Source organism: Mammaliicoccus sp. JADD-157 (genome assembly GCF_049310805.1).
In the GTDB taxonomy this organism is placed as follows: domain Bacteria; phylum Bacillota; class Bacilli; order Staphylococcales; family Staphylococcaceae; genus Mammaliicoccus; species Mammaliicoccus lentus.
In genome coordinates this window covers 920623-936139 of sequence record NZ_JBMOVZ010000001.1, presented here as the reverse complement: position 1 = coordinate 936139, position 15517 = coordinate 920623, and the positions used below count along the sequence as shown (strand labels likewise).

Here is a 15517-nt window from a genome sequence, read left to right as displayed (position 1 = left end):
TATAAAATAATAAGCTAAAAGCAAACTGAAGCGCCACTCCGTCATATTTTGAATTAACGGAGTGACGCTTTTTATTTATAAATCCATTTGTAATTTATAAAATTAGTTTTTAATATTTATGCACTTTTTATTTAGTAGACATTAAATCGATGCCGAATAACCATGGCACCATGAACCAAACAAATATCACGATTACAACACAACTGAATAAGTTTAACCAGAATCCTGTTGTCGCCATCTCTCGAATGGATACTTTATCTGTACCAAATACTATCGCATTCGGTGGTGTACCTACTGGCAACATAAATGCACAGTTTGCTGCCATAGCCGCTGGTATCATCAGCGCAAGTGGATGTATGTGTATACCCACTGCTATAGTCGCTAAAATCGGTAATATCATTGTTGCTGTAGCTGTATTCGATGTAATCTCAGTTAAGAATAGTACGAACAGTGTAACAATAAAGATAATCAAGATGATGTTAATACCTTCAAGGCTGGATATTTGTTTACCCATCCATTTATCTAAACCACTTTCTGTAATAGCTGATGCTACAGCTAAACCTCCACCAAATAGTAATAAAATACCCCATGGTAAGTCTTTTGCAATAGACCAATCTAAAATTCGAGCAAATTTTCTTTTTGCGGGCACTAAGAATAATAATACCGCAACGAACATTGAAATCGTTCCATCTTTAACAAGCTCTGTAAATGTAAATTGTGAAAGTAAAAATTCTCTTGATACCCATAAAAATGCTGCTAAACAGAATAATGTTAACACGATTTTTTCTTCATAAGTTGTCTTACCTAAAGCTTTCAATTCTTTTGTAATTATTTCTTTACCGCCTGGTAGCTCCTTCATATCGTGTTTAAATTTCACAAAGTTTAAATACGCCCATGTAATAGCTAATAAAATAATAACTACTGGTACACCCATAACCATCCATTGGGCAAAACTAATTTCTTCTCCAAATATTTTCTCATATTGTCCTTTTAAAATAATTAACGGTGGTGTACCAATTAAAGTACCTAAACCACCAATTGTACCGGCATACCCGATACCTAAAACAAGCGATTTTTCAAATTGTGATAAATGATGTTCTTTAGAATCATCAGTTGTTAATTCATGTGCTTCCTTAATAATAGCTAAACCAATTGGAATCATGATCATTACTGCTGCTGTATTAGACACAAACATCGATAAAGCACCAGTAGCAATCATAAATCCTAATAAAATTCGCCCTGTACTTGTCCCGATACTTTTAATGATAACAAGTGCAATCCTTGTATGTAAGTTCCATCTTTCCATTGCAATAGCAATAATAAATCCACCTAAGAATAAGAATACGATGTCATCCCCATAAGCGCTAGACACTGTTTCGCTATCCATTACGCCCCCTAAAGGAAATAGGAATAAAGGCATTAAACTCGTTGCCGGAATAGGGATAGCTTCTGTAATCCACCAAACTGCAATCCAAAGTGTTACAGCCATAACATAAACCCCTTTTTGGCTGAGTCCTGGTGGACTAACAAATAATAAGACAATTAAAAATAATAAAGGCCCTAAAATTAATCCTACTAACTGTGCTGTATTATATGCTTTTAACTTTGGTTCTGGTTCTTTTTGTCCTTTTAATGCATCTGCTGAAAAGAACTTTAACATTTCTTTAGTTCTTCCACTTTCTTTCCAAAGCTTATCGGTAAGTTTATTTCCCTTTTCTTTCATATATTACTACCCCCTTAAATTGTATTCGTTTACATTTTAACAAATATTACTTCTTTAGAATACTATTTTTATTAAATTATTATAATATTTATGCTTTTTATATATACGGAAGTATAAAATTATATATATATTTATAAAAAAGAGTGGGCCAGAAATCTCATTTTATTAAAAAGATTTCGTAGTCCCACCTCGGCAAGAATGACTGGGGTTGAAAAAGCTTGATATAAGTGGATTTTCAAACCAGTCAGCTACTGCCATTATAATGAATCGAGGCTGGGGCATGTATATATGCCCCAGCCTCAGAAATAGCTATAATTTAAATTTTTTAATTGTTTTGTTCTTTTGTATTAAAGAATCCGTTCTTCTCTAGTTCTTTTTTTATACTTTTGAAAATGTTTTTATCGTCTAAATCATATCTTCTATCTCTGTCTACATTTGTATTATTTGTATAGCCGGTTCTTTCTTTAAAATTATCGTCTCTTACTTTTGAATGCTCAAAGTCCGCCGGTTTGTTAGAATCTTTTTTAAGAAAATCATTAATGTGTCCCCATTTTTTAATCTGCTCACGTTCTTCTTCAGCAGTTAAACGATGTTCACTTTCCATAAAATACGGCCCCCTTTATATGAGTTCATTATAAAGTATCTTTCCATTCTTTTAAAGTTTTAATATCTTTATTTTCTATAAATCCTTCTTTTTCTGCCACAGTTACAAGTTCATCATAGTTTGATAAAGTGTAAAATGGAACATTAATTTTGTTAAATGCTTCTTCTGCTTTGGAAATACCATATGTAAATATTGCGAATACACCTAAAACTTCAGCGCCATCTTCTAATAATGCTTCTACTGCATTGATTGAAGAACCACCTGTAGAAATTAAATCTTCAATGACAACAACTTTTTTTCCTTTGCTTGAAGCACCTTCAATTTGATTACCTTTACCATGCCCTTTGCTTTTTGATCTTACATAACTCATAGGTAGCTTCAGATCATCGGCGATAAATGCAGCATGAGGTATGCCAGCTGTTGCAGTCCCTGAAATAATTTCTACTTCATTAGCATGTTCTTTTATTAAATTAATTAAACTTTTATAAATGTCTTCTCTTATTTCAGGGTAAGCTAACGTGACTCTGTTATCACAGTATATTGGCGATTTAATGCCTGAACTCCAAGTATAAGGATCCTCTGGTGAAAGTGTAACCGCCTTTATCTTTAATAATGATTGTGCAATATTTGAAGTCATGTTCATTATCCTTTCCATCTTTGTAATATTTCGTGATATCTTTCCACTGGATTCGTATGTTGTGTAATTGAACGGCCTACAACAATATGTGTTGAACCAAGATTTTTCGCTTCTTCTGGAGTTGTAACACGTTGTTGATCATGCGTTTTATCCGTTTCTAATCGTATTCCCGGTGTTACTTTCAAGAATTCTTTACCAAGAGTTTCTTTTAATATTTTAGATTCTAATGGTGAACATACGACCCCATCTAAACCAGCATCTTTAGTATTTTTAGCATAATGAACAACTGAGTCTTCTATAGATGTTTGGATATTTTGTTCTTTCTGCATTTGTTCTTCAGTAGTAGAAGTAAGTTGCGTTACAGCTATTAATTTTGCGTTAGGATTCGTAGATTTCAGGCCTTTTAAACCAGATTTCATCATTTCTATGCCACCTGCTGCATGCACATTAATAAGATCTATATTAAATTTTCCTAATCCCGCCAATGCACTTTGTACAGTATTTGGTATATCATGTAGCTTTAAATCTAAAAATATGTCGTGTCCTCTATCCTTAATTGCTTTAATTGTATCAGGACCATTTTGTAAAAATAGTTCCATTCCAATTTTCACAAATAGTGGTTCATCAAATAAATCTAAAAAATTTTCTACTTCTTTCAGCGTTGCAAAATCCAATGCAATAATTGGTGTATCTTTCATTTATTTTACAACTCCTTCTTGTCTATATGTTCTACCTTTAAGTTCGTGAATATGTTGTACCCCTAATTTATCTAATAAACTTGGTAATTCATCAATAATTTCTTTACATACTGTAGGATTTTCAAAATTAGCTGTTCCTACTGCTACTGCATCTGCACCTACTGATATATAGTCGATTACATCTTGAGCAGTTCTAACGCCACCCATTGCAATGATCGGAATATCAATATTTTGACTAACTTCATAAACCATTCTTAAAGCTACAGGTTTAATTGCTGGCCCGCTTAAACCACCAACAATGTTACTTATTATCGGCTTTCCTGTTTTTTCATCAACACGTAGACCAACTAAAGTGTTAATCATCGTGATTCCGTCTGCATATTGAGCGATTGCTTTAGCCATTTCAACAATGTTCGTAACATTAGGAGATAGTTTAACATACACTGGAACAGAAGATACTTCTTTCACCTTTTTTGTTAAATCACTTGCTACTTCTGGTACTGTTCCGAATTGTATGCCACCTTCTTTAACGTTTGGGCATGAAATATTTAATTCTAATGCATGTACGTTAGGTGATTTTGAAATGTGTTCTGCTACATATACATATTCTTCTTCTGTTGAACCAGCTACGTTAGCAATAATTGGTACATCAAATTGCTCTAAATATTTTAGCTCATGTTCAATAATATGATGAACCCCTGGATTTTGTAATCCAATAGCATTTATCATTCCGCTAGCAGTTTCGGCAACACGAGGTGTTTCGTTCCCATATCTTGCTTCTTTAGTAGCAGCTTTTATCATAATAGATCCAAGCTCTGATAAGTCATAGAACTGACTAAATTCTTTACCAAATGCAAAACATCCACTTGCTGGCATTATTGGATTTTTCAAATTTAAACCTGGTAGTGTTACATTTAATCTACTCATATGATAACGGCTCCTTTTTCGAATACTGGTCCATCTGTACATACTTTAACATAACCTACATCATCATCAGTATGGCACACGCAGGCGTAACATGCACCAATCCCACAACCCATGCGTTCTTCTAAAGAAATGTAACCTTTAACATCACTTAATTGTGCTTTTAATGCTTTGAGCATCACTTTGGGACCACAACTATAAAATATATCGAAAGGTGTTTCTAATTGTTCAATAACAGTTGTAACAAATCCTTTTGTACCTAAACTTCCGTCAACCGTACTTATATACGTTTCTCCTAAAGATTCGAATTGTTCGACATAAAATGCATCTTTTGCGCTTTGGAAACCTAACACGTGAATTGTTTTAATTCCTCTTGCATTAAGTTGTTTAGATAATTCATATAGTGGAGGCACACCAATACCGCCACCTACTAATAAAGCGGTATTTTGTGCTTCTTCCACTGGAAAACCATTACCTAAAGGCGCAATAACATCTATAGAATCTCCTGATTTTAGTTTAGAAATTTTTTCAGTTCCTTGCCCTTCTTTTCTAAAAAGCATTGTGAAAGTCTCATCTTCTCGATTCACTTCACAAATTGATATAGGCCTTCTTAACATATGTTCAGTACCCATACCTGCCTTTATGTGTACGAATTGGCCAGGTTTTTTCATATTTTTCGTAATATCACCATAAACTTTTAATTCATAAATAGCGTCTGCAATTTGATTATTTGATACAACTGTCATTAAATGAGACATTGTGATCCCCCTCTACATTTGGTCAGTTTTAAATGTCATACTGTCAATTACATCTGCTAATGCGTTTGCAGTATCAAGTGACGTTAAACAAGGAATGCCGTTCTCTACCGATTCTCTACGAATTTGGAAACCATCTCTTTCATAAATTTTTCCTTTAGTCATTGTATTAACGACTAATTGTACTTCGCCTTTTTGAATAACAGATAGCAAATCATGTTCTCCACCAATTTTTCCTACAGTATAAGTTGGTATATTTTTTTCTTGGAAATATTTTGATGTTCCTTCAGTTGCAAAAATTCTATAACCTATTTCATGGAATCGTTTTGCAATAATGTAAGCTTCTTCTTTATCTTTATCACTTACAGTAAACAGTGCTGTACCTTGATCTTGTACTTTTAATCCGCTTGCCGTTAAACCTTTATATAATGCTTTTTCTAGCGTTAAGTCTTTCCCCATTACTTCACCTGTTGATTTCATTTCAGGTCCTAAAGTAATATCTACATTTTTCAATTTACTAAAACTGAATACTGGTGCTTTTACATACACGCCTTCTTTGTAAGGAACTAATCCGTTTTCATATCCTTGTTCTTTTAAAGATATATTTGTAATTGCTTTTGTAGCTAACTTAGCCATTGGAATGTCCGTTATTTTACTTAAAAATGGCACAGTTCTACTTGCTCTAGGATTAACTTCAAGTACGAAGACTTCACCTTTAGATAAAACAAACTGAATATTGATTAAACCGATAATGTTTAGCCCTTTAGCTAATTTAGTCGTATAGTCTACTAACATATTAATTTCTTCATCTGTTAAAGTTTGTGGTGGATAAACTGCTATAGAATCTCCTGAGTGAACGCCAGCTCTTTCAATATGTTCCATGATTCCTGGTATAACAACTGTTTCCCCGTCTGATATTGCATCTACTTCTATTTCTTTACCTGTTAAATATCTATCTATCAGTACTGGGTGTTCGGGGCTTGCTTTAACAGCTTGCTCCATATAATTTCGTAGTTCCGCTTCAGCGTATACGATTTCCATTGCTCTACCACCTAGTACATATGAAGGTCTCACAACGACAGGGTAACCAATTTCATTCGCATTTTTTATTGCTTCTTCTACAGATGTTGCAGTTTTTCCTAATGGTTGTGGTACATTTATTTTTTGTAATAAAGCTTCGAATTCTTTTCTATCTTCTGCTCTATTTAAGTCCTCTAAAGAAGTACCAAGTATTTTAATGCCCTTTTCAGAAAGTTTATCAGCTAAATTAATCGCAGTTTGACCTCCGAATTGAACAACTACTCCAATTGGTTCTTCATGATTAATAATACTCATAACATCTTCTTCTGTTAAAGGTTCAAAATATAGTTTGTCTGAAATTGAGAAATCAGTCGAAACAGTTTCTGGGTTATTATTTATGATTATTGCCTCATATCCAGCTTCTTGTATCGCCCATACTGCATGAACTGTTGCATAATCGAATTCTACTCCTTGGCCGATTCTTATTGGACCAGAACCTAGAACGATAATTTTTTCCTTCTCCGATACTATTGATTCATTTTCTTCTTCATAAGTGCCATAAAAATATGGTGTTTCTGATTCAAACTCAGCTGCACACGTATCGACAGTTTTATAAACTGGATTGATTTGATGTTGTTGCCTTAAATCATAAATTTCACGTTCAGATTGTTCCCATCTATGCGCAATCACTTTGTCACTAAATCCATACTGTTTAGCCCACATTAAACATTCTAAATTCCCTTTATTTTCTTTAAGTTCATGTTCTATCTCAATAATGTGTTTAAATTTATTTAAGAAAAAGTAGTCAATTTCAGTTAGTTCATGAATTCTTTCTAACGATGTTCCTCTTCTAATTGCTTCTCCAATGAAGAAAAGTCTTTCATCATCTTGTGCTTTAATTCTTTCTTCTATGAAGTTTAGTTCAAATTCATCTCCATTAGGTAATCCTAAATGATGTACGCCATATTCTAATGAGCGAATTGCTTTTAAAAGCGATTCTTCATAAGTTCTTCCAATAGCCATAACTTCTCCAGTTGCTTTCATCTGTGTACCTAAATGTCTTTCACCTTTGTCGAACTTATCAAAAGGAAATCTAGGTATTTTAGAAACAACATAGTCTAAAGCAGGCTCAAATGCTGCATATGACGTGCCTGTAACAGGGTTCAGCATTTCATCTAATGTCATACCAACTGCAATTTTAGCTGCTAATTTAGCGATCGGATACCCCGTTGCTTTTGAAGCTAAAGCAGAGGATCTAGATACACGTGGATTAACCTCGATGATATAATAATTTAAAGAATGTGGATCAAGTGCTAATTGTACATTACATCCACCTTCTATTTTTAAAGCTCTAATAATTTTTAATGAAACATCTCTTAACATTTGGTACTCAACATCTGATAATGTTTGGCTTGGTGCCACCACGATTGAATCTCCAGTATGTATACCAACAGGGTCAATATTTTCCATGTTACACACAACAATGGCATTATCATTTTTATCTCGCATTACTTCATATTCAATTTCTTTATATCCAGCTATTGATTTTTCAATTAAACATTGAGTTACAGGACTATATTTTAAACCGTTCTGAACAACTTCTCTTAATTCAGTCTCATCATTACAAATTCCGCCACCTGTTCCACCCATCGTAAAAGCTGGGCGAACAATTAAAGGATAACCTACTTTATTCGCAAATTGGACGGCGGCGTCTAAATCATTTACAATATCACTTTCCGGTACTGGCTCATTTAATTCATTCATTAAACTACGGAATAAATCACGGTCTTCTGCTTGAGCGATGGAAGATAATTGCGTACCTAACAAACGAACATTATTTTCTTCAAGTACACCATTTTCATGTAATTCAATTGCCATATTTAAACCTGTTTGACCGCCTAATGTTGGTAATAGTGCATCTGGTTGTTCTTTTCTTATAATTCTACTAACAAAATCCAATGTTAAAGGTTCGATGTATACTGTATCTGCAATTTCTGTATCAGTCATAATCGTGGCTGGGTTAGAGTTAACAAGTATGACTTTATAACCTTCTTCTTTTAGAGCTAGGCAAGCTTGTGTACCTGCATAATCAAATTCAGCTGCTTGTCCTATAATGATTGGACCTGAACCGATAACTAAGATGGATTTTATATCTGTTTGTTTAGGCATTAATATTACGCTCCTTCTCTTTATGTAATTGAATCATTTCAATAAATTCATCGAATAAATAATTTGAATCATGTGGTCCTGGAGAAGCTTCCGGATGATACTGTACAGAGAAAGCTGGATACTCTTTATGCTTCAGACCTTCTATTGAACGATCATTTAATGCGATATGTGTAATTTCTAATTTTGTATTTTTGATTGATTCTTCTTCTATAGCGTAGCCGTGATTTTGACTTGTTAAATCAACTTTTCCAGTACTTAAGTTCATAACAGGATGGTTAGCACCTCTATGACCAAATTTCATTTTGTACGAAGTTGCACCTTGTGATATTGCAAATAATTGATGTCCTAAACATATACCAAAGAATGGTATTTTTCCTATAATTGATTGAATCGTATCTAGCGTTTCTTTAACATTCTCTGGATTACCTGGACCATTAGAAACCATCACGCCATCAGGGGCAATATTTAATATTTCTTCTACAGATGTTTGATATGGTACAACTGTCACATCACAGCCTCTTCTATTTAATTCACGTACAATATTTTCTTTTTTACCATAGTCAATCAGTACTACTTTATACCCGTCTCCTGTTGAAATATACGGTCTAATAGATGATACTTGTTCAACTTCATCAGTTCTTAACGTATCATTTTTCAATCTGTGAATAACTGTTTCAATTTCGTTTTCATTATCTGTAAAACCAGCTTTAAAAACGCCGTGGTTTCTAATTTTTCTAGTTAAACTTCTTGTGTCAACACCGGAAATACCTGGAATATTATAAAATTTCAAAGTTTCATCTAGTGTTTTACTAGATCTGAAGTTACTCGGTTCTTGACATGCTTCACGAACAACTACACCATTTAAAGTCAGTGTTAATGATTCAAAATCGTCTCGGTTAAAACCATAATTCCCAATAAGTGGATATGTGAATGTAATAATTTGACCTGTATATGATGGATCTGAAATCGTTTCTTGATAACCTGTCATAGCTGTATTGAATACAATTTCTCCTATTGTTAATTCATCTGAGCCTAACTTAAACCCTTTATAAATGGTGCCATCTTCAAGAACTAAGTATCTTCTATTACGCATTTTTTACTGCCTCCTCATAAACTATTTCACCGTCATAAATTGTCATGATTGGGTATCCTGATACAACTTCATCGATAAATGGTGTATTGCTACTTTTAGAAGCAAATTCTTCAGCTTTAATTGGTCTTTCTGTTTCTAAATCTATTATCGTAAGGTCAGCATAGCCACCTTCTTCAAGTCGTCCATAAGGTAAATCGAATGTTTCAGATGGTTTTATTGTTAAATAAGAAACAAGTTGTTCTAGAGTGAATTTTCCTGTTTTAACAAAATGTGTATATAACAATTGGAAAGCAGTTTCGCTTCCTACAATTCCAAATGGTGCATCAACCATAGAAGCTTCTTTTTCTTCTTTGGCATGCGGAGCGTGATCTGTTGCTATACAATCAATCGTTCCATCAATAAGTCCTTCAATTAAAGCATCTCTGTCTTCTTTTGCTCTTAATGGTGGATTCATTTTGTATATTGCGTCGTCTCCAGGTACATCGTCTTCAGTTAACAATAAATGATGTGGTGTTACTTCTGCAGTCACCTTAATTCCAGCTTTTTTAGCATCTCTTATTACTCTTACACTTTCTTTAGTCGAAACGTGACACACATGATAATGACAATTAGCAGCTTCAGCTAATAACACATCTCTGGCAATTTGGACAGCTTCACATATTGAAGGTATGCCTGGTATGTTAAGTTCGTTACTTCGTTTTCCTTCATGCATTGCTCCACCGTAAATAAGTGAATTGTCTTCACAATGCGCAACAATTGCTTTATCGATTTTAGCAGCTTCTATCATTGCTTCATACATCATTGAAGCTGTTTGTACCCCTACACCATCATCAGTAAATTGGAACATGCCTGTTTCTTTTAAAGCTTTAAAATCTACGTGCTCTTTACCTGCTTGTCTCACAGTAATAGATGCGTATGGTAATACTCTTACAGCAGCATGTTTATTTATAATGTCATGTATTTTTTCTAGATTTTCAACTGAATCCGGAACAGGTTTAGTGTTAGGCATTGGACATACAGTTGTAAAACCACCTCTTGCCGCTGCTTTAGTTCCTGTTTCAATTGTTTCTTTATGCTCTCCACCTGGTTCTCTTAAATGAACATGGACATCAACAAAACCTGGCGAAATAAAATGTCCTTTAGCATCAATCACTTTCAAATTTCCTTCTTCTATTGAATCAGCGATACTTTTGATCTTACCATCTTCTATTTGTATATCTTTCTTCACAAGTTCACCTTGAGATAAGATTTTTCCATTTTTGATTATAAGTGACATTTTACTTTTTCCTCCTTATGATTAAGTACTTCTTGAATACATGCCATTCTCACGAAAACACCATTTTCCATTTGTCTAAAAATGCGAGATTTTGGACTTTCAACTAAATTTGTATCAATTTCGACCCCTCGATTTACTGGAGCAGGATGCATTACAATTGCACTATCTTTCAGTTGTTCGTATCTTTCTTTTGTAAGGCCATAACCAACATGATATTCAGACTTGCTATAAGATTGACCTTTATCATGTCTTTCATTTTGTACTCTTAACAACATGCACACATCAATTTCATTAATAACATCATCAATATTTACATAAGGAATATCAGAAATCTGTTCTTTCCATTGGTCTGGAGCTGAGAACATGACTTCTGCACCTAATTTTGTTAAAGCGTCAGCGTTACTTCTTGCTACTCTTGAATTTTTAATATCTCCTGAAATTAAAACTTTTAACCCGCTAAAATAACCATACTCTTCATAAATCGTCATAATATCCAGTAAAGATTGAGTTGGGTGTTGTCCACTTCCATCTCCTCCATTAATAACAGGTATATTAAGTGATTTTAAAGGTTCATAATATTCATTTTCACTATGTCTGATGATCAGCGCTTCAACTCCTATAGATTCGAGAGTTTTACACGTGTCATATAGCGTTTCACCCTTCTGAACAGATGAAGTATTTGTTTCAAATGGTAAAATGTCTAATCCTAATTTTCTTTCAGCCATTTCGAAACTACATTTCGTTCTTGTAGAATTTTCAAAGAATAAATTTGCTACAGTTGCTTTTCTATCAATTGAACTTATACCTTGTTCTTTTAGATCCTGCGCTTTGTGAATAATGTTTAATATTTCGTCTTTTGTTAAATCAGCCATAGATAATATGTTTTTCAAGGGTAACGCCTCCTAGAATTATTTTATTTTCTTGGGTAAAATGAGATTCAGTAAAATACCAACTGTTGCTGCTAATGCCATCCCTTCAATATTCAAATGAATACCGATACCTGTAAAATCTAGATGTGCTTTTCCGATTCCTAGTACTAAAATTACTGATGCTATAATTAAATTTCTATTGTTACCAAAGTCAATTTTGTTTTCTACCAACATCCTCAATCCACTTGAAGCTATAATTCCGAATAACAGTATCGATACACCGCCCATGACTGGTGTCGGTATAGTGGAAATCATAGCTGTAAACTTTCCAACAAAGCCTAAAATAAGTGCGAGGACTGCTGCACCTCCTATAACCCATATACTATAAATTTTTGTAATTGCTAGTACACCTATATTTTCTCCGTATGTTGTACTTGGAGGTCCACCTATAATAGAAGACATCATAGTTGACACGCCATCACCGATTAATGATCGATGTAAACCTGGCTCTTTGAAAAAGTTTTTACCGACAATTTTATTAATAACGATTTGATGCCCAATATGTTCACTTACCGTTACAAATACAATCGGTAACATGATTAATATTAATCCCCACTGTAATGAAGGTGTGTAATCATGAAAAGGCATGTATATGTCTGGTAATTGTAACCATTTCGCTTTTGCTATAGGTTCTAAATCAACAATGCCGTATAGTAATGATGAAATGTAACCTACAATAATACCTATCAATACTGGTATGATTGATAAAAATCCTTTAAAGAATACTGAAACAATTATTGTTGTAATCAGTGTAATCAGTGCCACTGTAATATAAACACCGCTGTATCCAGTCATTGCGTTTGAATCAGTGTACATTGCCATGTTGACAGCAACTGGCGCTAAACCAAGTCCTATAACCATAATTACTGGTCCTACTACGACAGGTGGTAATAAATTCAGCAACCAATCTGTGCCTGTAAGCCTTATAATCAATCCGATGATTACATAAAGGACACCACTCATGAACAAAGCCACTAACATTTCGCCTAGGTCGTGTGATTTAAGACCAACTATAATCGGTGTGATGAACGCGAAACTTGATCCTAAGTATGCGGGTATTTTTCCTTTAGTAATTAGAATATAAAGTAATGTTCCAAGCCCCGAAGCGATTAACGCTGCTGAAACAGGTAATCCTGTTAAGAAAGGTACTAATACTGTTGCTCCAAACATTGCAAATAAGTGCTGTGAACTTAAGAAAAACCATTGAGAAGGTTTTGGTTTCTCATTTACATCTAAAATAGGTTCAACCGTGCGTTCAAACATTTCTTCGTTGTGTGTCATTTTCCATTCTCCTATTCAAAAAAAGATCCCTTTACAAGATATGCAAAGGGATCTATGTATACAGTTATACCTATACAAATATATACAGGTAGACTGTTACAAAAACGCTCCTTTGCCAGTATCTCGTACTGATTTAAAAGGAATTATTTAATTTAATGTTACTGCTGTTTTATCGTCAATTTCTTCTAGTTCTACTACTATTGATTCGTTAGATGCAGTTGGTACGTTTTTACCAACGTAATCTGCTCTAATAGGCAACTCTCTATGACCTCTATCTACCAATGTAGCTAAGCTGATTTTTCGTGGTCGTGCATGGTCTAATATAGCATCAAGTGAAGCTCTAACAGTGCGACCTGTGTATAACACGTCATCGACGATAATAACATGTTTATCATTAATATCTACTTCGATATCAAATGATTTCACTTTAATTTGACTATGTTCTACATCATCTCGGTAATGTGTGACATCAATCTCGCCAGTTGGCACTTGTACATCTTCTATAGATTTGATTTTCTTTTCAATTCTATTTGCTAAGTGTACGCCTCTAGTTTTCACACCTAATAATACAATATCTTTCGTGCCTTTGTTTTTCTCTAAAATCTCATGTGACATTCTCGTCAAAGCACGATTGATTGCTGCATCATCCATAATCATTCTTTCAGCCATATTCAATCTCCTTCCACAAAAAAATACTCATGTCTTTAAGAAGACATGAGTATATACTGGTACCTTTAAAAAGGTCCACACGCACATATATGTCTTCTCAGCCTCTCAGGACTGTCTGTTAAAGACGATTTAATTGTTAAAACTATAATATCGTTTTTCTAGTATATTGTCAAAGTATATCTGAAATTAAACTAGTATTATTACAATTATTTTTTATCTTCTATTTTTCTTAACTTTTCTATTAACGCTTCGAAATATTCAGGTAAAGGTGCTTCTTTTTCGATATATTTTCCAGTTATAGGATGTTCAAATCCAAGTAACCCTGCATGTAAAGCTTGCCCGCCTAAATCTAAAGTTTTCTTTCTACCATACTTTGGATCCCCTACTAATGGGTAACCAATATGTTTCATGTGCACTCTAATCTGGTGTGTTCTCCCAGTTTCAAGCTGACAATTCACCAATGTATATTGGTCGAATTTTTCTATCACGTTAAAATGCGTTACTGCTTCTTTGCCATCATCAACGATAGCCATTTCTTGGCGCTCTTTTGGGTTTCTACCAATAGGCGCTTCAATAGTACCGAATTCGTGAGGGATATGACCATGTACTAAAGCAGTATATTCTCTAGTTACTGTCTTATCGACTAATTGTTCTACTAGTCCTCTATGTGCAATATCATTTTTTGCTACCATCAATAAACCTGAAGTATCTTTATCAATTCGATGTACAATACCTGGTCTAATTTCTCCATTAATGCCTGATAAATCTGTTATAGCATACATAAGTCCATTTACTAAAGTTCCAGTATAATGTCCGGGAGCAGGATGTACTACCATTCCTTTAGGCTTGTAAACTACCGCAACATCTTTATCTTCATAATATATCTCTATGCCTAAATCTTCTGCTACTATGTCTACTTCTTCTACTACTTTTTCAGTAGCAACAATCGTATCATTCAATTTAGTTTTATAATTTGATTTTACGACTTTACCGTTTACCTCAACTAAACCTAATTTAATCCAATCTTGTATTTGACTTCTTGACCAATCTGGATTTAATTCAGGTAACAATTTATCAATTCTTACGCCCGCTTCTTGCTCTGTTTCTATCTTAAATTCAAACGTATTCAAGCTTTTTCCTCCTTGCCTTCAAATAAAATTACAATAATTAATACAATAACACCAATTGTTAAAGCTGCATCTGCAACATTAAATATCGGGAAATTATAACCAAATATATACGTATCTATAAAATCTACTACTTCACTTCTAAACAATCGATCTATAAAATTACCTATCGAACCAGCTATTAATAAACTCAGACCGAATTGGATTAATGGTTTTCCATAACCTTCGCTTTTAAAGAACATAACTAATATAACTAACACAACGATTGTCACAATATAGAACAACCACATTTTCCCTTGAAGAATACCCCACGCAGCACCTTCGTTCCGATGAGAAGTTATATATAAAAGATTTTTAATAACTTTTACAGAATCACCAATTTCTAATGATTTTACAATCATATATTTTGTTAATTGGTCTAACGCTATAATTATAACTATAAAAATACTCCATATAGGAATATTATAACCTTTACGCATTTATTGTTCACTCCAATCTTGATTATTTTACCACATAAACAGGTAGGTTTGTTAATCTGACAAATAATATTAAACATCTATTTTTATGTTATTACATTAAAAATACTCCTATTAAAGTGAAAACTTTAATAGA

14 protein-coding genes are annotated in these 15517 nt (G+C 33.7%); all 14 read right to left on the bottom strand.

What is annotated here, in order from left to right; genetic code table 11:
• Positions 1–127: 127 nt before the first annotated feature.
• Positions 128–1723: an SLC13 family permease gene (locus ACO6VN_RS04730; protein WP_174700882.1), complete on the bottom strand. Its 1596-nt coding sequence runs from the start codon at positions 1721–1723 to the stop codon at positions 128–130.
• A gap of 325 nt (positions 1724–2048) precedes the next feature.
• Positions 2049–2327 carry a hypothetical protein gene (locus ACO6VN_RS04725; RefSeq protein ID WP_064204064.1) on the bottom strand — a complete coding sequence of 93 codons (279 nt, stop codon included), beginning with the start codon at positions 2325–2327 and terminating at the stop codon, positions 2049–2051.
• A gap of 28 nt (positions 2328–2355) precedes the next feature.
• A complete protein-coding gene (gene pyrE, locus ACO6VN_RS04720; RefSeq protein WP_026023706.1) occupies positions 2356–2964 on the bottom strand; it encodes an orotate phosphoribosyltransferase in 609 nt (202 codons plus the stop codon).
• Between the two features lie 5 nt (positions 2965–2969).
• A complete protein-coding gene (pyrF, locus tag ACO6VN_RS04715) occupies positions 2970–3662 on the bottom strand; it encodes an orotidine-5'-phosphate decarboxylase (RefSeq protein ID WP_017000583.1) in 693 nt (230 codons plus the stop codon).
• On the bottom strand, positions 3663–4589 hold the full coding sequence (locus ACO6VN_RS04710; protein WP_017000581.1) for a dihydroorotate dehydrogenase: 927 nt from the start codon (positions 4587–4589) through the stop codon (positions 3663–3665). It abuts the gene before it with no gap.
• Positions 4586–5344 (bottom strand): dihydroorotate dehydrogenase electron transfer subunit, encoded by a 759-nt coding sequence (locus tag ACO6VN_RS04705; protein ID WP_017000579.1) that lies wholly within the window; start codon positions 5342–5344, stop codon positions 4586–4588. Before ACO6VN_RS04705 ends, ACO6VN_RS04710 begins: the two co-directional genes overlap by 4 nt.
• 12 nt (positions 5345–5356) lie before the next feature.
• Positions 5357–8530 (bottom strand): carbamoyl-phosphate synthase large subunit, encoded by a 3174-nt coding sequence (gene carB / locus ACO6VN_RS04700; protein WP_194200838.1) that lies wholly within the window; start codon positions 8528–8530, stop codon positions 5357–5359.
• Positions 8523–9623 (bottom strand): carbamoyl phosphate synthase small subunit, encoded by a 1101-nt coding sequence (locus tag ACO6VN_RS04695; protein WP_216683135.1) that lies wholly within the window; start codon positions 9621–9623, stop codon positions 8523–8525. The genes carB and ACO6VN_RS04695 overlap by 8 nt, the downstream gene beginning before the upstream one ends.
• Positions 9616–10899, bottom strand: a complete 1284-nt coding sequence (locus tag ACO6VN_RS04690) for a dihydroorotase (protein ID WP_194200840.1) — start codon at positions 10897–10899, stop codon at positions 9616–9618. Before ACO6VN_RS04690 ends, ACO6VN_RS04695 begins: the two co-directional genes overlap by 8 nt.
• On the bottom strand, positions 10887–11789 hold the full coding sequence (locus ACO6VN_RS04685; protein ID WP_064204068.1) for an aspartate carbamoyltransferase catalytic subunit: 903 nt from the start codon (positions 11787–11789) through the stop codon (positions 10887–10889). The genes ACO6VN_RS04690 and ACO6VN_RS04685 overlap by 13 nt, the downstream gene beginning before the upstream one ends.
• An 18-nt stretch (positions 11790–11807) precedes the next feature.
• Positions 11808–13109, bottom strand: coding sequence for a uracil permease (gene uraA / locus ACO6VN_RS04680; RefSeq protein WP_017000569.1), 1302 nt, complete (start codon positions 13107–13109; stop codon positions 11808–11810).
• 147 nt (positions 13110–13256) lie between these two features.
• Positions 13257–13778, bottom strand: coding sequence for a bifunctional pyr operon transcriptional regulator/uracil phosphoribosyltransferase PyrR (gene pyrR / locus ACO6VN_RS04675; RefSeq protein WP_017000567.1), 522 nt, complete (start codon positions 13776–13778; stop codon positions 13257–13259).
• A 206-nt stretch (positions 13779–13984) separates the two neighbouring features.
• Positions 13985–14908, bottom strand: a complete 924-nt coding sequence (locus ACO6VN_RS04670; RefSeq protein ID WP_064204069.1) for an RluA family pseudouridine synthase — start codon at positions 14906–14908, stop codon at positions 13985–13987.
• Positions 14905–15384: a signal peptidase II gene (gene lspA / locus ACO6VN_RS04665; RefSeq protein ID WP_064211145.1), complete on the bottom strand. Its 480-nt coding sequence runs from the start codon at positions 15382–15384 to the stop codon at positions 14905–14907. Before lspA ends, ACO6VN_RS04670 begins: the two co-directional genes overlap by 4 nt.
• Positions 15385–15517: the final 133 nt, after the last annotated feature.